This is a genomic window from Rouxiella badensis (assembly GCF_002093665.1).
Classification (GTDB): Bacteria; Pseudomonadota; Gammaproteobacteria; order Enterobacterales; family Enterobacteriaceae; genus Rouxiella; species Rouxiella badensis.
The window spans coordinates 82,114-104,757 of record NZ_MRWE01000017.1 but is presented as its reverse complement, the minus strand read 5'-3'; the positions used below and the strand labels follow the sequence as shown (position 1 = coordinate 104,757).

At 55.3% G+C, this 22,644-nt stretch carries 22 protein-coding genes; 10 read left to right on the top strand and 12 right to left on the bottom strand.

The genetic code is table 11. From position 1 onward, the window contains the following. Window positions 1–65 precede the first annotated feature (65 nt). Window positions 66–908: a glutathione-dependent disulfide-bond oxidoreductase gene (gene yghU, locus BS640_RS11935; RefSeq protein ID WP_017492092.1), complete on the top strand. Its 843-nt coding sequence runs from the start codon at window positions 66–68 to the stop codon at window positions 906–908. 57 nt (window positions 909–965) lie between these two features. On the opposite strand, the gene bglB is transcribed toward yghU, so the two are convergent. The 3 genes from bglB to BS640_RS11920 all read right to left on the bottom strand — a co-directional run bounded on the left by bglB (window position 966) and on the right by BS640_RS11920 (window position 5,151). Next, on the bottom strand, window positions 966–2,123 hold the full coding sequence (gene bglB / locus BS640_RS11930) for a beta-galactosidase BglB (RefSeq protein ID WP_017492091.1): 1,158 nt from the start codon (window positions 2,121–2,123) through the stop codon (window positions 966–968). Between the two features lie 8 nt (window positions 2,124–2,131). After that, window positions 2,132–3,724 carry an MFS transporter gene (locus BS640_RS11925; protein ID WP_017492090.1) on the bottom strand — a complete coding sequence of 531 codons (1,593 nt, stop codon included), beginning with the start codon at window positions 3,722–3,724 and terminating at the stop codon, window positions 2,132–2,134. A 401-nt stretch (window positions 3,725–4,125) separates the two neighbouring features. Further along, the gene (locus tag BS640_RS11920) at window positions 4,126–5,151 is read right to left on the bottom strand and encodes a LacI family DNA-binding transcriptional regulator (protein WP_017492089.1); all 1,026 of its coding nucleotides are present in this window, start codon (window positions 5,149–5,151) and stop codon (window positions 4,126–4,128) included. Window positions 5,152–5,366: 215 nt separating this feature from the next. On the opposite strand from BS640_RS11920, the gene BS640_RS11915 reads away from it, so the two are divergent. The 3 genes from BS640_RS11915 (at window position 5,367) to BS640_RS11905 (ending at window position 7,456) form a co-directional block, all read left to right on the top strand. Next, entirely contained in the window at window positions 5,367–5,810 is a 444-nt protein-coding gene (locus tag BS640_RS11915; RefSeq protein ID WP_084912631.1) for a PTS sugar transporter subunit IIA, read from the top strand. Between the two features lie 13 nt (window positions 5,811–5,823). Next, on the top strand, window positions 5,824–6,090 hold the full coding sequence (locus tag BS640_RS11910) for a PTS sugar transporter subunit IIB (RefSeq protein WP_017492087.1): 267 nt from the start codon (window positions 5,824–5,826) through the stop codon (window positions 6,088–6,090). Between the two features lie 106 nt (window positions 6,091–6,196). Further along, entirely contained in the window at window positions 6,197–7,456 is a 1,260-nt protein-coding gene (locus BS640_RS11905) for a PTS ascorbate transporter subunit IIC (RefSeq protein WP_017492086.1), read from the top strand. Between the two features lie 16 nt (window positions 7,457–7,472). On the opposite strand, the gene BS640_RS11900 is transcribed toward BS640_RS11905, so the two are convergent. Beyond that, complete coding sequence (locus tag BS640_RS11900; RefSeq protein ID WP_017492085.1) at window positions 7,473–8,375, bottom strand: LysR family transcriptional regulator; 903 nt, start codon at window positions 8,373–8,375, stop codon at window positions 7,473–7,475. Between the two features lie 135 nt (window positions 8,376–8,510). On the opposite strand from BS640_RS11900, the gene BS640_RS11895 reads away from it, so the two are divergent. The 5 genes from BS640_RS11895 (at window position 8,511) to BS640_RS11875 (ending at window position 14,804) form a co-directional block, all read left to right on the top strand. Further along, window positions 8,511–9,647: a M20 family metallopeptidase gene (locus tag BS640_RS11895; RefSeq protein ID WP_084912630.1), complete on the top strand. Its 1,137-nt coding sequence runs from the start codon at window positions 8,511–8,513 to the stop codon at window positions 9,645–9,647. Window positions 9,648–10,030: 383 nt separating this feature from the next. Beyond that, window positions 10,031–10,714, top strand: a complete 684-nt coding sequence (locus tag BS640_RS11890; RefSeq protein WP_017492083.1) for a nucleoside recognition domain-containing protein — start codon at window positions 10,031–10,033, stop codon at window positions 10,712–10,714. Continuing rightward, a complete protein-coding gene (locus BS640_RS11885; protein WP_017492082.1) occupies window positions 10,707–11,174 on the top strand; it encodes a YjiG family protein in 468 nt (155 codons plus the stop codon). The genes BS640_RS11890 and BS640_RS11885 overlap by 8 nt, the downstream gene beginning before the upstream one ends. Before the next feature lie 466 nt (window positions 11,175–11,640). Further along, entirely contained in the window at window positions 11,641–13,749 is a 2,109-nt protein-coding gene (locus BS640_RS11880) for a TonB-dependent receptor (RefSeq protein ID WP_084912629.1), read from the top strand. Between the two features lie 14 nt (window positions 13,750–13,763). Continuing rightward, the gene (locus BS640_RS11875) at window positions 13,764–14,804 is read left to right on the top strand and encodes an ABC transporter substrate-binding protein (protein ID WP_017492080.1); all 1,041 of its coding nucleotides are present in this window, start codon (window positions 13,764–13,766) and stop codon (window positions 14,802–14,804) included. A 2-nt stretch (window positions 14,805–14,806) separates the two neighbouring features. On the opposite strand, the gene BS640_RS11870 is transcribed toward BS640_RS11875, so the two are convergent. Then, window positions 14,807–15,355 (bottom strand): GNAT family N-acetyltransferase, encoded by a 549-nt coding sequence (locus BS640_RS11870; protein ID WP_017492079.1) that lies wholly within the window; start codon window positions 15,353–15,355, stop codon window positions 14,807–14,809. 146 nt (window positions 15,356–15,501) lie between these two features. Between BS640_RS11870 and BS640_RS11865 the strand changes: the two genes are divergently transcribed. After that, complete coding sequence (locus BS640_RS11865) at window positions 15,502–16,323, top strand: CPBP family intramembrane glutamic endopeptidase (protein ID WP_084912636.1); 822 nt, start codon at window positions 15,502–15,504, stop codon at window positions 16,321–16,323. Here BS640_RS11865 and BS640_RS11860 read toward each other — a convergent pair. The 7 genes from BS640_RS11860 to BS640_RS11830 form a co-directional block, all read right to left on the bottom strand. Further along, window positions 16,295–16,858 (bottom strand): M15 family metallopeptidase, encoded by a 564-nt coding sequence (locus BS640_RS11860; protein ID WP_084912628.1) that lies wholly within the window; start codon window positions 16,856–16,858, stop codon window positions 16,295–16,297. The genes BS640_RS11865 and BS640_RS11860 overlap by 29 nt on opposite strands. A gap of 6 nt (window positions 16,859–16,864) precedes the next feature. Next, complete coding sequence (locus BS640_RS11855; RefSeq protein WP_017492076.1) at window positions 16,865–17,677, bottom strand: gamma-glutamyl-gamma-aminobutyrate hydrolase family protein; 813 nt, start codon at window positions 17,675–17,677, stop codon at window positions 16,865–16,867. A gap of 95 nt (window positions 17,678–17,772) precedes the next feature. Continuing rightward, complete coding sequence (locus BS640_RS11850) at window positions 17,773–18,735, bottom strand: isoaspartyl peptidase/L-asparaginase family protein (protein ID WP_017492075.1); 963 nt, start codon at window positions 18,733–18,735, stop codon at window positions 17,773–17,775. 15 nt (window positions 18,736–18,750) lie between these two features. Further along, window positions 18,751–19,761 carry an ABC transporter ATP-binding protein gene (locus tag BS640_RS11845; RefSeq protein WP_017492074.1) on the bottom strand — a complete coding sequence of 337 codons (1,011 nt, stop codon included), beginning with the start codon at window positions 19,759–19,761 and terminating at the stop codon, window positions 18,751–18,753. A 1-nt stretch (window position 19,762) separates the two neighbouring features. Beyond that, a complete protein-coding gene (locus BS640_RS11840; protein WP_084912627.1) occupies window positions 19,763–20,800 on the bottom strand; it encodes an ABC transporter ATP-binding protein in 1,038 nt (345 codons plus the stop codon). Window positions 20,801–20,851: 51 nt separating this feature from the next. Beyond that, window positions 20,852–21,703, bottom strand: a complete 852-nt coding sequence (locus BS640_RS11835; protein ID WP_017492004.1) for an ABC transporter permease — start codon at window positions 21,701–21,703, stop codon at window positions 20,852–20,854. Continuing rightward, entirely contained in the window at window positions 21,700–22,638 is a 939-nt protein-coding gene (locus tag BS640_RS11830) for an ABC transporter permease (RefSeq protein WP_017492005.1), read from the bottom strand. The genes BS640_RS11835 and BS640_RS11830 overlap by 4 nt, the downstream gene beginning before the upstream one ends. Between the last annotated feature and the right edge of the window lie 6 nt (window positions 22,639–22,644).

Genomic DNA, 22,644 nt, shown 5'->3' with positions numbered 1-22,644 from the left:
ATTTCAATCTGTTAAAACCTAGCCCGACGATTAAAACAGAAATTCAATAAAACTGAGGTAGTGCAATGGACAACAATTACCAACCCCCTAAGGTCTGGACTCTCGACAACGAACTGGGGGGAGCATGGGGCAAGCTGAATCGCCCAATCGCAGGCGCGACGCATGAGAAAACGCTGCCGGTCGGCAAGCATCCGCTTCAGCTTTATTCTCTTGGCACACCTAATGGCCAGAAGGTGACCATTCTGCTGGAAGAGCTGCTGGCGCTGGGCGTGAGCGGGGCGGAATATGATGCGCACCTGATCCGCATCAACGAGGGCGATCAGTTCTCCTCCGGTTTTGTGGATGTGAATCCCAACTCGAAGATCCCAGCGCTGCTGGACGTCTCCGGTGCCGATCCTGTCCGCGTATTTGAATCCGGTGCTATCTTGCTGTATCTGGCCGACAAGTTTGGCTATTTCCTGCCAAAAGACTTCGCGGCACGTACCGAAGCGTTGAACTGGCTGTTCTGGCTGCAGGGTTCTGCGCCTTACGTGGGTGGCGGTTTTGGTCACTTTTATCACTATGCGCCGGTGAAAATCGAATACGCTATCAACCGTTTCACTATGGAAGCCAAGCGTCACCTCGACCTGCTGGACAAACAGCTGGCTAAACATCGCTTTATCGCCGGTGACGAATACACCATCGCCGATATCGCTATCTGGCCATGGTATGGCGCGCTGGTGAAAGGCCTGCTGTATGAAGCGGCAGAATTCATCGACGCCAAGTCCTACACCCACCTTATCCGCTGGACTGACGAAATTGCCGCACGACCTGCTGTCGCGCGTGGACGTATCGTCAACCGCACCTGGGGGGATAAGCAACTGGCTGAACGCCACGATGCGTCGGATTTTAACGCACTGGGCCTTTAAGCGATAAAATCTATACAGCCGTCTCACGCAGAGTGAGACGGCTTTTTTATGCCCGCTTTACAGGTAACCCCTCAAATATTCGGTCAAACAAAGCAGCGCCATCGCCTGTCCATAAGGCATTGAGGTTAAAGGAATCTGCCGGTAGTAATCCAAATCCTTGCCCATCGCGGTACCAAACGAAACCTGAGTCAGTTCCCCTTGCCCATTGATATGGCGTATCACCGCACGCAGCGCGTTTTCGGCCATCGGCAGCATTTCGCGCGGCAGGTAGCGCTTACGTACTCCCTTCATGATGCCGTAGGCGAACCCGGCACTGGCGGAAGCCTCAAGATAAGAGTTTTTGTCATCAATCAGCGTGTGCCACAGTCCGCTTTCATGCTGATACTGTTGCAGGGCTTTCACCTGAGTTTCCAGAACCTGCAACAGAAACCGCCGCGTCGCGTGCTGTTCCGGCCACCCCATGAGCTCGATAAACTCCGGGATGGCGATAGTCAGCCAGCTGTTACCCCGTGCCCAGCGCGCCTCCGCGTAGTTATGCTGGCCGTCAAAGGTCCAGCCGTGGAACCACAGGCCGCTTTTTCTGTCCATCAGGTACTGCACGTGGAGCAGAAACTGGTAGCTGGCCTCTTCGATATAATCCTCTCGATTCAGCACCTTGCCAATTTTTAACAGCGGCAGCACGCTCATCATCAGCGTGTCGTCCCACAGCTGCTGGTGGTTCTCGTTATTGTAAACGATGTGCTGCAAACCATTGCAGAGGGTACGCGGCATTTCATACATCACCCAGTCAGCCCAGCGTTCCAGCACCGGCAGCAGCGTCGCATTGCGCGTTTCTTCATACCGGTAAGCGAGCGTCAGCAGCGGGCAGACGGTATTGACATTTTTAGTCGGCGTACCTTCTGCCAGACGTGCCGCGAACCAGTCGTCGATAATCGCCAGCGTCTTCTTGTCTCCGGTTTGCTGATAGTACTGATACATGCCGTACAGGCCGATACCGTGCGTCCATTCCCATCCGGCCCAGCCTTTGGTGTCGATCACGCGGCCATCGTCGAGCCGCAGCAGGAATTCACCACGCTCATCGCAGATGTTCACCAGATTGTCGCCGAGCTTGCCGATCAGCTGGTTCAACTCCTCTCGCGGCAGCAGGAATTCAGGCTGGCGGAGCAGGGCACTGTGTTTTACCGGGAATACCGGGCTTGTTTGCTGTGCTGACATAGTGAGTCCTATCTTTTTACCGGGTTAGTCAGGGGCGCCATGCCGTGCTGTGTAGTCTTCAGCGTTGACGCAGGGGTTCTATTACGATTAAGGAAACCGATGTTGTTGTTCCCCCACAGGTTTTCATAGGGCATCCCGGTCAGTGCCTCGACCGTAGCTCGCGCCTGTGGGGTGGTCTGTTCGGGAACGATACTGTCGGCAAGGCGCATTTTCAGCGTCTCCTCGCGCAGGATTCGATGGGTATGCAGATTGAGTTTAAAACGCAGCGAGATAATGAATCCCACCGCCAGCGTGCAGACGGTGCCCGCACTCAGAATAAACAGGATGGTATGGGTGACCGTTTCGCTCTGCACCGCTTTACCTGAGATGAAGCCGGAAAGATGCAGCACAATACCGACCAACATGACTGCGCCTGCCTGCGATGCCTTACGGGTCAGGGTCATGATACCGGCAAAGATCCCCTCGCGGCGCTGGCCGGTGACCGCTTCGTCAACGTCGGCGATGTAGGTGTAAATATTCCACGGCACATAGTTGATGCCACCGCGGCCAAGCCCTGCTAACGCCGAAATCAGCAACAGCAGCGACATGCTGTCGCTCATTCCGGCATACCACAACCCGGCATAAGACAGCGCGCTAACGGCAAACAGCACCACCACCAGACGATACGACGGCGCAGGCCCGATGCGGATACACAGCGGAATCATCGCCATCACCGCGATAAATTGCAAAATTGCCATGGTGCCCATGAGGTCCGAGGCAATCTGTGCACTCTGCATAAGGACAAACACCACGTACCAGGTGAACACCGCGTTAAACATATCCTGTGCAATGTACCCGCCGAGGTACATGCCCAGATGCTGGCGGAAAATACGGATCCGGAAAGTGGAGGCCAGTTCGACGAAGAGTCGTTTGAGGCTTTGCGCCAGCGTCAGGCTTTGCTTCTCCTCCAGCGCCCGGCGTGACTCCTCGGAGAAATCTCCCGGTGCACGCTCCCAGGTAAAGCACCATACCAGCGTCAGGACCACCGCGCAGATAATGGAAAATACCAGGCTGGCGTAAAAGAACGACACCGCATTATCTTTGCCGAAGATGCCAAGCAGCACCCCCGGCAGGAAGGCGGCCAGAATCGCCGACAGCTGCGCCAGCGCGATGCGTGCGCCCGAGAACTTGGTCTTCTTCTTAAAATCGTCGGTCATCTCCGGCACAAGCGTCTCGTAGGGCACCAGAATCATGGTGTAGACGATGTCAAACAGTAGGTAAGTCAACAGATAGTAGAGATAGCTCATCTCTCCTACCCACATCAGGCTGTAGCTAAACACGCAGGGAATCCCGAGCAGAATAAAGAACTTACGACGACCAAAGCGCTTGCCCAGGCGAGTTGAGCCGAAGTTGTCGGTCAGGAATCCCATCAGCGGGCTTATAACGGCGTCGAGCACGCGGGCAAGAGCAAAAATGAACGTCGCTTCTATCGGCGTCAGCCTGCAGAAGGTGGTGTAAAAGTACAGCAACCAGGCGGCGGTGAGGGCCGTGGTGCCAGCGCCGAGAAAATCGCCTGCGCCGTAGGCGAGGTAATTGGCTAATCCAATCTTGCGAGAGGTCATGGTAAAACTCCCTGAACGTGACAGCTAAACGTGAACGCCGTGCGCGCCGCGCAAGGCGGTCGAAATCGGGCGTCACGATGTTTTCCGGACAACTCAGGCGGATTAGCATTGAAAGTAGAGCGAGTCAGGCGCTTTAACCTTCGCGATTTGGCAACCTTTCGTGAGAAAGTGGCAAAATCACAAAGAGAAGCCTGACCTAATTCTAAATTTATAAAACAGTGTTTTATTTTTGTGTAGATTCGAATGCGGATTTGAGAGGTGACACACAAGTTTCGAGCAGCAGATTACGGATCCCGCGGTGACCTCTGCCAGCCGCTATCGACTGGCTGTACCAAGGCGAGGATACCCGGCGCGTGCGGCCTGAGCGCGGCGATAAAAGGCACCACGGGAAATAATCGACCTTAGTGCACCGCCGTGCTGCCTCTGAGCATTAGCGTTGACGGCAGCATCACGCTTTCTTCGACGTCATCACCCTGTAGCGCGGCAAGAATATGCTTGCCGGTCTGGGTGCCCATCGGCCGATAGGGGATGGCAACGGTGGTCAGCGAGGGCGAACAGATTTGCGCAATATCGCCGTCGCCCAGACCGGCAATGGCCAGCTGTGCCGGTACCGAGATGCCTTTTTTGTGGCAAGCGGCAATGGCCCCGCTTGCCAGCTCGTCGGAGGTGCAAATCAGCAGGTCCAGTTCGGGCCAGTTGAGCAAAATATCGGGCAGCAGACGTTGGCCCGTTTGCACGGTGGGTGGCAGCGAGGAGCTGACTACCCGGTGCGGGGACTGGTTCAACGACAGAATGGACGAGTGCCAGCCGCTCAGAATCTGCTGCACTATGTGGTGTTCATGCGCAGCGCACAGCAGGGCAATGTTCCTGTAACCCTTTAGTGCCAGTGCGTTAATCAGCTGCTTGATGGCCAGTCCGTAGTTGGTGCCGATATTGATGCCTATCGGTGTAGCAAGGGTGGCGCCGACCTGCACAACCGGAATGGTGGATTTGAGCAGCAGATTGTTGCTCTCCTCGCTACAGTCGAAATCGTACATCACCATCGCCGCCGGGTTATACGACAGCATCATCTCGATAAGTTTGGATTCGTCGGCCGCCGTGTAGTGATCCTCAGCCAGGATCACGTTATAGCCTTTGGGCTTTAATACCTGATACAGCGCCTCGGAAAACTCGGCGCAGCCCGGCGTACTCATCGAAGGTACCACCATGGTGACCAGCCGCGAGGTGGATGACGCCAGATTGCTCGCCGCCAGATTCGGCACATAGCCCAGCTCGCTTATCGCGGCCTCTATTTTCTCACGAACCTGAGGGGAAACTTTTTCCGGTTCTCTAAGCACACGAGACACGGTCATCGTGCTGACGCCGGTCATTTTCGCGACGTCGGCCAGAGTACTCTTACCTGAGTTCCGCCGTTGTTTTGCCTTCATTTCTTCCCCTGTCGTCCGTTGCGCGATGGTGGCCTGCGGGCCTGCAACCTTTGTACGCCTGCCGGCGATTATAGTCGATAGCCCCTAGAATTGTTAGCGTTAACATGATGTTATCAGTCTACGTGTTAGCGCTAACAAGTTTTGCGATTTTCATCACAGAAAATAGCGCATCGCTTCCCCTATACTCCTGAAAACATTATTTCATCGAGGTTCTCATGCTCGCCAAGTGGTTAACGTCAGACAGAATAAACATCGTGGAGCGAGTCGAGGACTGGCGTGCGGCGATTCGCCTCTCCGCAGCCCCGTTGCTTAGCGCCGGCGCGATTTCACCTGACTACGTCGACGCGATTTTTGCCTCCCACCAGCAGTTGGGCCCGTATTACGTGATTGCCCCAGGTCTGGCGATGCCGCATGCGCGCCCGGAAGAGGGCGTGATAACTCCTGGCCTTTCACTGCTTTACGTCAAGCAGGGCGTGAACTTTGATGCCCAGGAAAATGACCCGGTTTACGTGATTGTGATGCTTTGCGCCATGAACGGCGAGGAGCACCTCGAGATGATTTCACATCTGGCTGAGTTGTTTAGTGATGAAGACGACTTCCAGGCGTTGATCAAGGCCGATACCTATCCGGCGCTGAATGCTCTTATCCAAAAATACTAATCGAAGGTGTGATATGAAAAAGATCCTCATTGTCTGTGGTAACGGTTTAGGCAGCAGCTTTATTGTCGAAATGAACGTTAAAAAAATCATTAAAGAGCTGGGTAAAGAGGCGGAAGTCAGCCACACCGACCTGAGTTCGGCCAAGTCAGAGGCGGCAGATATTTATATTGGCTCCAGCGAAATTATTGCCAATCTTGACGACGGTAACCGCAAGGTCTTTGGGTTAAATAACCTGCTGGATAATGCAAAAATTAAAGAAATTCTCGCCAATAACCTATAACGATTTATAACGATAAGCCTCTCTCTTTCAGGCTGCCATTCGGCGGCCAGTGCGTTTGTGCGCCTGAAAGCGCGGAGGAACATATTCCGATTATCTGGAGTAGTTTATGCTCACGTTTATTATTAATGATGTACTAGGGACTCCCGCTATTCTCGTCGGCCTGTTTTCATTAATCGGCCTGCTATTACAGAAGAAATCTTTCTCCGATACGATTTCCGGTACCCTGAAAACGATCATGGGGTTCTTGATTCTGATTGCCGGTGCGGGCGTGATTGCCACGACCTTAACCAGCTTTAGCGAACTGTTCGTTCACTCCTTTAATATTCAGGGCGTGGTGCCAAATAACGACGTGGTTTCTGCTATCGCGCAAAAGAACTTCGGTACCTCAACGGCAATGATCATGATCTTGGGCATGCTGTTCAATATCGTCTTTGCGCGTATTACGCCGCTGAAATATATCTTCCTGACCGGCCACCATACGCTCTACATGGCGGCCATGCTGGCGGTCATTCTCGCCACTGGAGGCTTGAGTGGATTCCCGCTGGTATTGACCGGCGCGTTAATTCTCGGCGCGCTGATGGTGATTTCACCGGCTATCCTGCAACCCTTCACCCGTAAAATCACCGGCAGCGATGATTTCGCGCTGGGGCATTTTGGCTCAACCGGCTATCTGTGTGCCGCGCTGGTAGGGAAGCTGATCGGCAAAGGCAGCCGTTCTACCGAAGAGTTCAAGGTACCGAAACACCTCAAGTTTCTGCATGACTCGTCGATTGCCATCGCGCTGACCATGACCATTCTGTTTATCGTGCTGGTGCTGATTGCCGGTAAAGAGTTTACCGAGACACAGGTAAGCGGTGGGCAGAACTATATTATCTTCGCAATTATTCAGGCCATTACCTTTGCGGCAGGCGTGTATATCATTCTGGCCGGTGTGCGAATGGTCATTGCCGAAATTGTTCCTGCGTTCAAGGGGATTGCCGATAAAGTCGTGAAAGACGCCAAGCCGGCGCTGGACTGCCCGACGGTATTCCCGTTTGCCCCTAACGCCGTCATTATCGGCTTCCTGAGCAGTTTCTGCGCAGGCCTGATCTGTATGTTCTTCTTCCCGATGCTTGGGCTGGTGATTATCGTTCCAGGCCTGGTGCCGCACTTCTTCTGCGGTGCGACGGCGGGCGTTTACGGCAATGCCACCGGCGGACGTCGCGGCGCGATTATCGGTGCGTTCGTCAACGGTCTGATTATCTCCTTCCTGCCAGCGATTCTGCTGTCGGTGCTTGGCGGTCTGTCTAATTCGACCACCTTCGGAGATGCCGACTTCGGCGTCGTCGGCATCATCCTTGGCAAGCTGATGAGCGCGTTCCATTAACAGAGCGGGGGGAGATTTACTCCCCCTTTTGCTGAAAGAAGTTCAACAACAGTTGCCACATATGATGAGCCGCGGGGCTGAAACGCCGGTCAGAGTTGCGCAGCAGATGGCACTGGGCTTCGGTGGCAATAGGATGGTCAATCGGTACCGCGACCAGAATATTGTGCTCAATACGCTCACCCGCCGCCTGCGCAGTCATGAAAGAGATCCCCATCCCTGAAATACTCAGACTCATGGCGGTCGAGAACAGGTTGCAGCGATACGCCGGGGTGAACAGGTAGCCCTGGCTCTGGAACATCGCGTTCATATGGCGCTGCAAACCAAAGGTCTCGCTGAGTGAAATAAGCCGATGCTTGCTGAGTTCCTCAATCGTCACTTTCCCCAGTTTGGCAATCGGATGCTGCGGATTCACGACGGCGCAGATGGGTCCCCACGGGAAGCTGTGGCGCTTCAACTCTGGGTTACCTATCGGACCAAACGCCAGCGCCATATCGGCCTCGCCCTGAACGATAGCCGCCAGCGTATCCTGCATATTCCCGGCGACAATCTCAACGAAGACGTTGGGATAAGAGGCGGCAAATTTTTTCAGCACGTATTCGACGAAGGTATCGACCAGCCCAGCGCCGACGCGCAGGGTAATCGCCCCGCCTTTCATATAGCGCAGATCTTTTAGATGACGTTCGAGTTTAGTCCGCCGCTCGCGGCTTTCGAAGAAGTCGTCCGCCAGCAGTTTACCGGCTTCGGTCAGCACCACCGTGCGGCCTTTGCGTTCGAGCAGCGGCAGTTGCAGGGTACGTTCGAGCAGTGAAATCTGTCGACTGATCACCGAGGCATTGACCCCCAGAATATCCGCAGCACGACGGATCCCGCCCTGAATGCCGACCTCGTACAGATAGCTAATCTGTTTTTCGTGAAACATCTCGTCCCCTCTCTTGCACGCCCATTGTTGCCTACAGGTCAACAATATCTGCATTGAAACGATATTTATATCAGCAGAGTGGTTGGTGATAATCAAAAAAAGCGCGTAAACAGACCTCCAACACCAGGAACCCTTATGCAAACCGCTTACGATTATCTACAGCAGAACGCGACGCTTATCTTCGACGACATCAAACGCCTTGTTCAGGCGCAGTCGCCTTCGTTGAATAAAGAGGCCACCGACCTCTGTGGCGAAACGTTGCAGCGCATTGTTTTTGAAAGACTTGGAGTAACGGCGCAGGTTTGCCAGCAGCAGACGCTGGGCGACCATTTGCTGTTCTGCGTGGGCGATGGCCCGCAGGTTACCAGCATTCTTGGGCATTTCGATACCGTATGGGACATTGATGAAATCCCGATGCTCGAAAAAGACGGCAAGCTGTTCGGCCCTGGCGTGCTGGATATGAAAGCGGGCCTGATTCAGTCAATCTGGGCGGTGCGTGCACTGATGCATAACGGCGGTTTGGCGCAGCACAGTATTCGATTTATCTGTCCGTCTGACGAAGAGCTAGGTAGCCCGAGTTCTCGGCGCTGGATTGAACAATCGGCCATCGGGTCATCACGCGTGCTGGTTGCCGAACCCGCCGTGGTCAATACCCATGAGGCGAAGATTGGCCGCAAAGGGTCCGGGCGTTTTGAGGTTCGTATTACCGGCCGCGCCGCGCATGCCGGAAATAATCCCGAAGAGGGGATCAGTGCGGTGCAGGAGATGGCGCATCAAATCCTTTATCTCCACGGCTTGAATGCGCCCGAGGCGGGCACCACGGTCAACGTGGGGGTGGCTAAAGGCGGCAGTAAAATCAATGTGGTTGCCGACGAAGCCGTGCTCGGCGTTGACCTGCGCGTGACCAACACCGGCGAAGCGGCGCGCGTTGAGGCTGCCATCAAGGCCTGCAAACCGCATTTGGCCGGTGCCGAAGTGACCGTGAGCGGCGGCATGTCGCGTCCGCCAATGGAGCCAACGCCGCAGAATCTGGCGCTGTTCCATCAGGCACAACAGGCGGCAAAACGCCTTGGTGTCAGGCTTGAGGGGAAATCGGTGGGCGGCGGCAGCGACGGTAATTTTACCTCGGCGCTGGGCATTGCCACTCTCGACGGGCTGGGTGCCACTGGGCAGGGGATCCATGCTCGCCACGAACACATTATTATCGACGATATTCCCCTGCGTACCGCGCTGTTGGCTGAAATTATTCTTGGCGAGAAAATAGCCGGGTAGCGCCAGACAATATGCCCGCCAAAACGGGGCGCTATTTTGGTGCACGGTCTTCCGAATGAGTGCAATCGGTCGTTGGCGCGTCAGGGTATAGAGTCAGGTTATTAATACCATCCTTATAAAAATAAGGGTGGTTTTTCTGCTGCGATAAATTTCATTATTCCCTCGGTTTTTTATAGCCTATTTACCTTAAGTCGCTCACCGATAGTAATTTATATTATTTAGCCTCTTTTATTAATATTGGCACGGATCCTGCCTTAACTCTTTCAGGTGAAAATCAAACGCAACGGTTAAGTGTAAATTATATCGGGATTTATTATTCACCCATCCTGCTAATTAATTTTCCGAGTCCGATATTTTGAAATGACAGTGAAAGGGGAAATACAATGAGTGATGTTCGAATATCCGAAGATAAACCTGCCGACCAGGCAGAAGAGTGGAAAGTCGGTAAGGGCGCGTATATTGCGCTGATCGCCGTTATTCTGATGTTCTCCGGTGCTTTTCTTAAAGTAGACGGCATGGCGTGGCTGGGCGCGTTTGACTTTACCACCCTGGGCGGCGCATTTGGCACCATGAAAAATCCGGCTACCGACACCTTCGTCGGTGCGGGGGGCATTAGCGCCAAGGCGGGCTTCCTGTTTGCGCTGTCGCTGGTGCCGACGGTCATGCTGGCGCTCGGCCTGCTGGAAATTTTCACCCACTATGGGGCGATTCGCGCCGCACATAAGCTGTTAACGCCGCTGCTCAAGCCGATTCTGGGGATCCCGGGGCATACCGGACTGGCGCTGATTACCGACCTGCAAAGTACCGACGCGGGCGCTGCGCTGAGTAAAGAGCTTTACGACAGTAAACGCATTAGCAAAAAAGACGTCGTGATTATGGGGGCGTGGCAATATTCCGGTGCGGGGCTGATTAATAACTATTTTTCGATTGGTTCCGCGATGTTCGCCTCATTAACCCTTCCGGTGATTATTCCGCTTTTGGTGATGTTTGTTATGAAGTTTGTTGGCGCGGTGTTTGTCCGCTTTGCACTGAACACAGTTTATAAAAGAGATTTCGATAATGAGTAATGTTGCCAAGGTTTCAAATAACCCGTTCGATATTTTCGTGGTCGGCGCACGCAAGGGTTTTAATATTGCTATCAACAACCTGATGCCCAACGTCGTCATGGCTTACGTTATTTCCGAGATTCTCAACCTGCTCGGTGTGATGAATTTTCTCGGCCACGCGTTTGCACCATTAATGGGCCTGCTGGGGCTGCCGGGCGAAGCGGTAACGGTACTGCTGACCGCCTGGCTCTCTTCATCTGCTGGCACCGGGGTAGCGATAAGCCTGCTGACTAAGGGAACGCTTGACCCGGCGCAGGTCACCATACTGGCGCCGGCCATTTTCCTGATGGGCGCACAGCTTCAGTACATGGGACGCTTGCTCGGGGTAGCTGATGTGCCGAAGAAGTACTGGCCGCTGCTGATGGTCACCAGCATCCTGAACTCCATTATTGCCATGATTATTATGCGTGTGATTTCTTAAAGTTTTATCTGGTGAAGGCGTCATGTCTAACATGCTTGAGCACTATCATTACTTATATTAGGTCCCGAGCTGGGCTTCACTGAATTTAAAACCTCTGCCTGCATTGCCGAGGTCCTGGAAGCGGCGTGAGGGGGTTGACCTCACGCAGCACCAGCGTGGTCTGCATTTCTTTAATACCCGGCAGGCGGCGGATAGAAGCTATTACGCTAAACGAATAATGAATCCCACCGGGCTTTTAGATAGTTAATAACCTAAATTAATTACCTGGATATTAATAAAAAAATGTCAGTAAATGATAAGTTTTTCGTTATATACACAGATATATATCGATGATAGCATTATTTTTCTGTTTAATTTATCCCCGTTTTTGATTGCCAATTTTCTGACTGCTTTTTATTGATAAGTAATGGCAACATAACTGCAACATATTAATTGCGGTGGGGAACTATTTGCCTGAAAAATATAAATGTTAAATAAAAGTATATTCACTTGCGCCGCGTCTTTATTAATTCTCTCGTCTCAGGCTCGTGCCGATGACACTATTGTGGTCAAAGGCACCTCTCCCCAGGCCACCACCCAGTCTGAACCTGCCTCACCCGACAAGCAGGCTACGATGGGCAGCCTCGGAAAACGCGCCATCGCCGACACCCCTTATTCCGTTGAGGTGCTGCCTCAGTCGCTCATCAAACGTCAGCAACTGCAAAGCGTGACCGACCTGTATCGTTATCTGCCTTCCGTGCAGGGTGACGGTGCGCGTCCGCAGTCGCGCGGCATGCAGGGCAGCGTGGTACAAAACTCGATGATCGACGGCCTGAACGTGGTTTCGACCACCGATTATCCGGCCGAACAGTTTTCGCAGATTGAAGTGCTAAACGGATTGGCGGGCGCGCTTTACGGTCCGGCTAATCCGGCGGGTATCTTCAACTTTGTTTCCAAGCGTCCGACCGACGCGCCGCAGCGCAGCATCACCGTCGGCGGCGGGACGGGCACGGGCACACAGCTGGCCACCGATCTCAGCGGCCCTCTCGACAGCGAAGACCGCGTGAAGTATCGCCTTAATCTGCTCGACGACGAGGGGCGCGGCTATGCCAGCGGCAGCACGCGTCGCAGACAGTTGGCGAGTCTGGGGCTGGATTTCCAGCTGACCGACAAGCTGACCATGCAGACCCACTTTAGCTATTACCACTTCTACCAGAAGGGGCTGCCGGGTAAATTTGCGCTGGCAAAAGGCACCTCGTTCCCAAGCGCGCTGAACCCTACCGACGGTCGATATGGGCAGTACTACGCCGGTGATGACGACAAGACCACCACCGAAAGCGTGCATTTAAAGTATGACTTCGACGGTAACTGGCTGGGGGAGTTTGGCTTCCTCCACCAGGTTGCCGACCGTGAGTCGACGGCTGTTACCAACACGCTGACCAACAATGCTGGGGCTTATACCTCAACGGTCGCCAGTGCGACCGCCAGCCGTTTCGTGATTAACAGCTATATGGCTAACCTCTCTGGCCGCGTCGATACCGGCTGGGTATCTCATGATCTGTCGCTGGGCATGCGCGGTTTCGTATGGAAAAACTATAATCCGGTCGGCGGTGCGACCACCACGCTGGGTTCAGCCAATCTCGATAACCCGCTGTCGTTCAACGAGCCGGATTATCCTGACTTTACCGACCGCTACCATTCGGCCAGCAGCACGCAGCAGTCGTTCCTGATGGGCGATACGCTGACCTTTAGTCCCAAGTGGAGTCTATTGCTTGCGGGCAGTGAAAGCTTTCTGACCTCAAGCAACTATGCCAAAACCGGCAGCCGCACCAGCGCGTCCGACAACAGGGGGTTCAGCGGCTCGGCGAGCCTGATGTACAAGCCGGTCGACAACCTGACGCTCTACACCACCTATGCCGACAGCCTCCAGCAAGGCGACGTGGCGCCGTCGGGCAGCAACAATGCCGGGTCGATACTCGCACCTTATCGCAGCAAGCAGGTCGAAGTGGGCAGCAAGCTGACCCTGGGCAAAACGCTGCTGACGGCGGCGCTGTTCCAGATTGAACGCCCTTACGCTTACACCCTAACCGACGGTGATTATGCGGTTGACGGCACCCAGCGTAACCGAGGCCTCGAGCTGTTGGCCGACGGCGACCTGCGTCCTGACCTGCATATTTTTGGCGGGGTGACCTGGCTTGACCCACGTCTGCGCGACACCGGCAGCGACAGTACCGAAGACAAACAGGTCGTCGGCCTGCCGCGCGTGACCAGCGATCTGCTGGTGGTCTATGACCTGCCTTATGTGCGCGGTATGTCAGTGAACGCCGCCGCGCACTACGTTGGCCGTCGCGCTACCGATAATGCCAACAGCACCTGGGTCGGCAGCTACGCTACCTTTGACTTGGGCGGCAGCTACCGTACTGATTTGTTCGGAACAGCCACCACTTTCCGACTGGACGTCACCAACCTGACCAACCGTCACTACTGGACCAACATCGTGCCGGGCGGTCTGAATGGTTATACCGGTTCGGGTTACGCCAGCGCCTCGCTCGGCGATCCGCGCATGGCACAGCTCTCTATGCAGGTTGATTTTTGATAACGGATAACGTGATGAGCAGAGACTTATTTAAAAATCGGGCGTGGTTGCTGGCCGCCACGCTGATGATGACCCCGTTTCACGCCGCGCAGGCCGAGCGGCAGGTGGTGGACGATGCGGGCACGCGCGTGCAGGTGCCCAACCACGTCGAACGTATCGCCGACGCCTGGTATGCCCATCATTCGCTGCTGATGACCTTGGGGGCTGGCGACAAGATAATCGCCACCGTCAATCATCCGCAGGATCATCCTTGGATGTTTCTTATCCAGCCGTCGCTCAATAAAGCATTGAGCGTACGCGGCGTGACATTTAACAGCGAAACGCTGCTGGTGGATAAAACCGACGTGGTGTTTACCGCCAAAGGCAATGCCGACGTCAGTGGTTATCGTCAGGCGCAGCTTCCTACGCTGGAGATGGCGTTCGATGACTTCTCCTCAATGAAGCATTCGCTCCTGACCACCGCAGAGGTGCTTGGCACGCCAGAGGCAGAGCAGCGGGCGGTGCTTTACAATCAGTATCTGGACCAGCACATCGCCGAGATCCAGGCTAAAACCCGCAAACTGACCGCCGCTCAAAGGCCGAAGGTTTTGCATATCGTTTCGCTGCATCCGTTGAAGGTCGACGGTAGCGGTACGCTGATTGATACCTGGATCCGCCTGGCGGGAGGCACAAACGCCGCCGGTGAAGTGAAAGGCAACATGAAAGAGGTGTCACCGGAGCAGGTGCTGGTCTGGAAACCGGACGTCATCATCATCGGCGCAGGGGCAGGGACGTTGGCGCATTCTGATTACGCGCAGCTGTTCCAGTCGCTGCCCGCAGTGCAGCAGCACAAGGTGTGGCAGAATCCGGCGGGCGTTTTCCCGTGGGACAGATACGGCACCGAGGCGGCTTTGCAGATCCAGTGGGCGGCGCAGAAGCTGCATCCTGAGCTGTTCCCCGATCTCAATATTGTGTCGGCGACGCAGGATTTCTACCGTCGATTCTTTGGCTACTCGCTGACCGCCGAGCAGGCACAACGTATTCTTGCGGCGCTGCCACCGGCTAAAAAACGCTAATTTTATGCGTGGGGATTCACCAGGGCGGTCAGGATGTGATCCTGCCAATGACCGGCAATTTTTAAGTAGGATTTTGCGTAGCCTTCTTTCTCGAAACCCAGGCGCTCGAGCACTCGGGCGCTTTTTTCATTGCCGGGGATGTACGCCGCCATCACACGATGTAGCCCAACGTCCTGGAAGATGAATTGAATACTCCGACTCAGAGCCTGGGTCATAATCCCTTGCCCCTGTTGGTTTTCAGCCAGCGAATAGCCCAAATGACAGGCCTGAAATGCGCCGCGCGCGATGCCGGTAAAATTGCAGGCCCCCAGCATGTCGCCATTCTCACGGCTGAAAATGCCAAACTGATAGCTACTGCCCAGTGCGGCCTCGCTCTGGCCGTTGGCTAAACGCTGCTGTATCTGGGCGCGCGAGTAAAAACCGTCGGGCCTGACGGGTTCCCAGCGGGCGAGATGGGCGAGGTTTTGTGAAAAATAGTCCTCAACCCGGCGGGTATCCTCAGGCGTTAATATTTTGAGGTAGAGCGGCGTACTGCCGATATTCAATTCCATCCTGCGCTCCATAATGTTTAATTATTTTAATCAGTTACGAATCCAAAGATTATTGATTCGATTGTCGTTTAGTACAAGGTCCTGTATTAAATTTCCCCTATACTGGCTCCCGCAGAATCGCTGCAACATTCAGGGAGAAGGACATGATGTGGTGCATACTGGCAGGCTCGTTGGCCGCCTTACCTTTTCAGCGCAGGCTGGCGCTGCTGTTAGGGACCATTGCACTGGGATGGGCCTGCCTTGAGGGCGTTGTCGATCTGCGTGGCGTGGTTGCCCTCGGCATCATATTACTGATTGCGCGCGTAAAGATGCATGCGACGGGGCGTTCGCGTGTCCTGACTGCCGGAGGTGAAATCCTGCTGGTTATCGCTGCGCTGGCGCTGTTGGTACACCAGATTCCCGGGTTTTATAATCCCAGGATACTTGATGACGTGCAGGCTGGGACTCACAGTGCGCCGTTCACCCTGTACTTTAATTTCGACAAGGCGCTGATGCCGTTTGTGCTGCTTGCGGCACTGCCTACGCTTTTGTTTACCCGCTCTGATTATCATCCCAAATGCTGGCAGTGGCTACTGCTGATCCTCAGCATGCCTGTGCTGCTGATGGTCGCGATGCTGCTGGGTGCGCTGAAGATTGAACTGCATTTTCCAAGCTGGCTGGGCAGCTTTATGCTGGCGAATCTGTTTTTTGTCTCGTTTGCCGAAGAGGTGCTGTTTCGCGGCTATTTACAGCAGCGTCTGGCGGGATGGCTGGGAAATCTCCCGGCGCTGTTTATCGCTGCCCTGATATTTGGGCTGGCACACATTGGCGGCGGACTGCTGTTGGTGGTGTTTGCGTCGATGGCGGGGCTGATTTACGGGCTGGCATGGATGTGGAGCGGCCGACTGTGGGTCAGCACGCTGTGCCATTTCGCGCTCAATATGTGTCATCTGCTGGTATTTACTTACCCGATTTATTGGCAGGGTTAACGGGGTGCCAGCACCAGTGCCAAGGCTCATAGATAAAGCCCCACGGATTATCAGGCGGGAAGGACATTTCAAAGCCAAACTGGTGGGCGTGTTCGCGTAACCAGGCAAAGGCCGGTGTATCGCCAAACACCCCGCTGACTTCATCACATTCTGGCGTGTTGATATCAATGGCGCGGCCAGTGTGGTGCTCGCTACAGCCGGGCGGCGCAAGGTAGCTAAAGAATTCTTCGGGCGGGACGCCGAGCTGCTGTTTTTTCTTGATCAATGACATCTGATATTCAACGCTGCGCCAGGCCGAGACCAGATACAGGTCGATGCCAGCGGTCTTGGCGCATTGGTGCATCCTGCGCCAGGCATTTGCCGCCTCGGGCAGCAAAAGAAGGGCTTTTCCTTCGGCGTTAGTCTCTGCCGTGACCAGCAGCGTGCGCTCGGCTTCTTTGAAAAAGGGCAGCGTGCGGTGAGCAATCACTTCGCTGTCGATGCCCATTTCTTCGAGCCACTGCCTGATTTGAGGGAAATTTTCGACCGCAGGCATGGCCGGTTATTCTCCGCGTGACTGATTGAGTATTTTCGCCATCGCCTTGCCGGATGAACGGCGTGCATTCTTATAGTCGTCTGCGGCTTCCACGAAGGCCTTCAGCAACTCCCGATCGTGCTGATGCTGTAAATACTCAGGGTGCCACTGCACGCCCATGCAGAAGTAATAGTCTTCGCATTCAATGCCTTCAATCACACCGTCCGGTGACACAGCGTTAACCCGACAGCCTGCGCCGAGGGTTTTTACCGCCTGATGATGGGAGCTGTTGACCTCGTAATTGCGAGCGCTGACTAACTTGCTGAGCCGCGTGTTTTCAAGGATTTCAATCGGATGGCGGGCACGTTTCTTGCCACCGGCGTTCTCGGTATCAACCGTAGTGCTGTGTTCAAGCGCCTCGGGCAGAGCATCGGGGATATGCTGGATTAGCGTGCCACCGGTCAAAACGGCAAGCAGCTGTTCACCGCCGCAGATGCCCAGCAACGGCATGTCGCGCACCATCGCCCCTTTGACTATGGCACTTTCAAACGCAGTACGGGCGGGTTTGAGACGAACCTGAGAGCTGCTTTGCTGCTCGTTAAACAGCTCAGGTGGCACGTCAAAGGCGCCGCCTGTAACAATAATGCCATCACACAGGGTCAAAAACTCATCCGCCAGCTCACCGTGATGCGGTAACGCCAGCGGTACAGCACCGAGCTCCGCCAGGCTAGTCATGTAGTTTTGACGCAGCGCATACCACGGATAATCGGCATATCCTCCGGCCTCTTCGCTATCCAGCGTAACGCCGATGACCGGTTTGGAGTGGGGAGTAATGGGCATATTGGCTCTCTTTTTGCCTCGGTGAAGGAAAAAATTCAACACCTTAAGATATCAATGGCAAAGCTGAGGTCAACGTTAATTATTGTTCAATTTAATCACAGCGTGAATTCATAAAGCTGATGATGACTGGCGACCACGGCGCGACCTTCCTCGGTGACCCAGGCGCGGAACATGCCCAGCGTGTTGTAAGGTGCGCTGACTTTGCCGTTGGCGTCGATGGCAATCACCCCGGCGCCCACCCCGAGATCCCGAAACTCGCCCATCACCAGATGCGCCGAGGCACTTTGCAGACTTTCACCGGCGTAAATCATGCGTGCGGCGATGTCGTAGGCCATCACGTTACGGATAAAATATTCCCCCTGACCGGTGCCAGAAATCGCGCAGACGCTGTCGCGCGCATAGGTGCCGGAGCCAATCAGCGGGCTGTCGCCGATGCGACCCACCGGTTTGTTGGTGTAACCTCCCGTCGAGGTGGCGGCGGCCAGATGCCCGTTCACGTCCAGCGCGACCGCCCCCACGGTGCCGTGTTTCTCTGATTCTCTCGCCGCCTTGTAAGTCCCCGCTATCTGATGGCGGCGCATGGCTGCAAGGGCTTCAACCCGACGCGGGGTGGTGAAATAGTCACTATCGACGCAGGCCAGGCCCTTCTGCTCAGCGTAGGCGTCGGCACCCGCACCGCTCAGCAATACGCTTTCTCCGGCGTCGAGCAGGCTGCGTGCCGCCAGCACCGGATTACGGATATGCCTTGCCCCGCAGACGGCACCGGCCGCTAGCGTTGCGCCGTCCATGATGGCCGCATCCAGCTCGTGTTCTGCGTCGGCGTTCAATGCCGCACCGTAGCCTGCGTTGAAATAAACCGAATCTTCCATCACCAGCACCGTGGCCTGCACCGCATCCAGCGCACTGCCGCCGCGTTGCAGAATTTTCCAGCCAGCGCGTAGTGCCTGTTTAAGATGGTCACGCGCCTCTTCCCACTCCTGCGGGGTCATGTCCTCTTCGGCCATCACGCCACAGCCACCGTGCAGCGCCAGAGAAAGTGGGGGATTTTTTTCGTTCATGGTTTTCTCGTTTCTCTATGATTCAAAAGGCACTAAATGACAGGCGACGCGCTGACCGCCCGATTTTAACGCCAGAACAGGCCTTTCCGTGCGACAGCGGTCGGTCACGTAAGGGCAACGGGTGTGGAATCGGCAGCCTGAAGGCGGCGAGAGCGGGCTTGGCAGTTCGCCGGTCAGGCTGACATTTTTACCGCGGTCAGTCGGATCCATGCTTGGCGCGGCGCGCAGCAAGGCTTGGGTATACGGATGCAGCGGCGTCTTGAACAGGGTTTCGGTATCCCCCACTTCAACCACTTCGCCGAGATACATCACCGCCACGCGATGCGAAATATGCCGCACCAGCCTTAAATCATGGGCAACAAAGAGCACGGTCAGGCTGAGTTTCTGCTGAAGATCGAGCAGCAAATTCACTACCTGTGCCTGCACCGAGACGTCCAGCGCCGAAACCAGCTCATCGGCAATCAACACCTTCGGCTCGACCGCCAACGCCCGGCTGATGCCAATGCGCTGACGCTGACCGCCGGAAAACTCATGCGGGAGTTTGTCGATAGCGTCGGCGGGCAAGCGCACCAGCTCCATCAGCTCGCGGATGCGTGCCGGAATGTCTTTTTTGGCGCACATCTTATGCACCGACAGCGCCTCGGTCAGCACCTGCCCAACGGTCATGCGCGGGTTCAGCGAGCTGTACGGGTCCTGAAAAATCATCTGCACCTGGCGGTTAAAACTACGCCGCGCTTTACCGCGCAGGGCGGCAATATCTTTGCCGTTGAAGTAGATTTTGCCTTCATTGGTTTGCAGTAGGCCAACCATTGCGCGGGCGAGCGTCGATTTACCGCATCCCGATTCGCCCACCACGCCGAGGGTTTCCCCCGGCATCAGATCCAGCCGTACGCCGTTTAGCGCCTGCACAAACCTGCGAGGTTTCCCCTGAATTTTGTCCAGAATCGACTGGCCGACCGGGAAGTGAACAATCGCTTCCTCAACGCTAACGATCGGCACCGTGCCGTTTACCGTGATTTCGCTCATCTTATATGCCCTCCGGCAGCGGCTTTAATGAGGCAGACGGGCTCAGGCTGGCGTGATGATAACAGGCCACCTGATGCGTTGAATTCAGTGACTCAAGCGGGGGAACCTGCTGGAGACAGACGTCGGTTTTATAGCGACAGCGCGGGCTAAAACTACAGCCTTGCGGCAGATTCAGCAACGACGGCGGGGTGCCTTCAATCGACTGTAGCGGTTTACGCTCGCCGCCGTTTTGCGGCACGGAGGCTATCAGCCCCTGGGTATAAGGATGGCGAGGTTGACTGAAAATCTCTGCCACCGGCGCGGTCTCGACGATACGTCCGGCGTACATCACCGCCACACGGTCGCACAGCTGGGCCACTACGCCGAGGTCGTGGGTAACGAAAATGATGCCCATACCGAGCCGCTCGCGCAGGCTGAACAGCAGCTTGAGGATTTGTTCCTGAATCGTCACGTCCAGCGCGGTGGTTGGCTCATCGGCCAGCAGAAGGCGCGGATTACCCGCCAGCGCAATGGCTATCATCACGCGCTGGCGCATCCCGCCTGAAAACTGGTGCGGATAGTCGTCGAGGCGCAGTTCAGGGGCCGGGATCCCGACCTGATTCAGTAGCTCAATGGCGCGCTGGCGTCGCTGTTTGCGGTTTAAATCGGTATGCGCGCGCAGGCTTTCTTCTACCTGCCGCCACACGGTGAGTACCGGATTTAGCGCAATCATCGGCTCCTGAAAAATCATCGCAATTTCACCACCGCGAATACTGCGCAGTTCGGCCGGTTTCATGGTCGAGATCTCGCGGCCCTGCCATTTAACGGAGCCAGAAATCTCGGCGCTCGACGGCATCAGACGCAGCAGCGAGCGCAGCGTAACGCTTTTTCCCGAGCCAGATTCACCCACTAACCCGAGTATTTCTCCCGGCTTGAGGCTAAAGCTGACGTCCTGAATTGCCCGCAGGCTGCCGCGAGAGGTATGAATTTGGGTGTTGAGCTGGCTCACCTCGAGCAAATTTGTTGTGTCACTGTGTTGTTCGCGCGTTTGGCTCGGCATAGTTTGCTCTCATTTTTGCTAACGGCTTGTCATCAGTTGTCGATCCAAGGCTTAGCGGCTTCCAGGACGCAGCCAGTCTGACAACAGGTCGCCAAAAAGGCTGAATCCCAATCCGGTTAATACGATGGCTATCCCGGGGAAGATAGTTATCCACCATGCGGTATCCATAAAGTTTTTGCCGGAGGCGATAAGCACACCCCATTCTGCCGTTGGCGGTTGCGCACCGAGGCCGAGATAACCGAGGCTCGAGCCGAGCAGAATGGCCAGCGCCATGTCCGTCATCCAATACACCAGCGTGGTGGTAATGACGTTCGGCAGCACGTGGCGGAAGATAATCCTCGGCGTGCTGTAACCCATGACCTTGCCCGCCGCAACGTACTCCAGCCGTTTCTGAATGCTGACTTCGCCGGCGATAAGCTTGGCGTAAAACACCCAGTAAATGATGCCGACGGCGATATACATGCTGTTCAGGCCTGGGCCAAGGATAGCGACGATGGCAATCACCAGCACCAGCAGCGGGAAGGTGACTACCGCATCAACAATCCTCTGGAATAACATTTCGGCAACGCCGCCGAAATAGCCCACCAGCAGGCCAACCAGAGTGCCGAACACCATCGGGAACAGCGTGGTGAAAAAGGCAATTTGCAGGTCTATCTGATAGGCGTAAACCACGCGCGAGAAGATGTCGCGACCAAAGTTATCGGTGCCAAAAAAATGTTGCAGGCTTGGCCCTTTGAGGATGGCGCGATAGTCAAACTTCAGCGGACTTGCCGTGGCCACCAGATGTGGGAAAAACGCCATCAGCAGGCTGAGCGCCAGAATGACGCAGCCGAGAACCGATGACCACGGCAGATGTTTGCGCCATTTTCGGGTGATGGAACGTTGGGCAATGAGCTCACTCATCGTGCTCTCCTCGGGTCAATCATCACCTGCACGATGTCGGTGAGCAGGAAAATCAGCGAGACCAGTACGGACAGTACGATGACCAATCCCTGAATCATCGGGTAGTCGCGGCTGAAGATGCTGTCAACCATCAGCCGTGCGATGCCCGGCACCGCAAACACGGTTTCGGTTATCACCGCGCTGCCGATAGTGGTGCCAATATTGAGCGCAAACAGGCTCAGCATCGGAATCAGAGAATTACGCAGAACGTGGCGCATCAGCACCACGCGCGTGCTTAACCCTTTCGCGCGGGCGAAGGTAATGTATTCGGCGTCGAGCACCGCAATAATGGAGTTTCTCAGGCTGCCTATCAGCACCGAGGTAATACTGACCGCCAGCGTCATTGCGGGCAGAAACAGGTGATAAACCCTTTGTCCCCAGGTGTCGCCGTAGCCGCCGACCGGGAACCAGTGTAATTGAGCGGCGAATACGGTCAGCAGCACCAGCCCGATATAAAAAGAGGGCATCGACAGCGTGACCTGTGACGCACCGCGTATGGTGATATCGGTGGCGGTATTGCGCTTAAGCGCCGAGACAAAGGCCAATGGGATAGCCATCACTACCGAGAACAGGGCGGCCATACCGGTCAACAGCAGTGTCACCGGTAAGCGTTCGGCGATGACCGAGGTCACCGGCGCATGCATCGCATAGGAGTTACCCAGATGTCCGCTGGCAATTTGGCGCACAAAATAGACAAACTGCACCGGCAGAGGCTGGTCGAGTCCAAGCTCTTTGTTGATGCGGGTGACGTCGGCGTCGGTAGCACGATCGCCTATCATCGCACTGGCCGGATCGCCGGGCAGCAGGCGCACGATAGTGAAGGTGACCACTAAAATCACCAGCAGCGTCGGAATAATCAGCAGGATGCGTTTAAGGATATACGAAAGCTCAGTCAAGGCTCA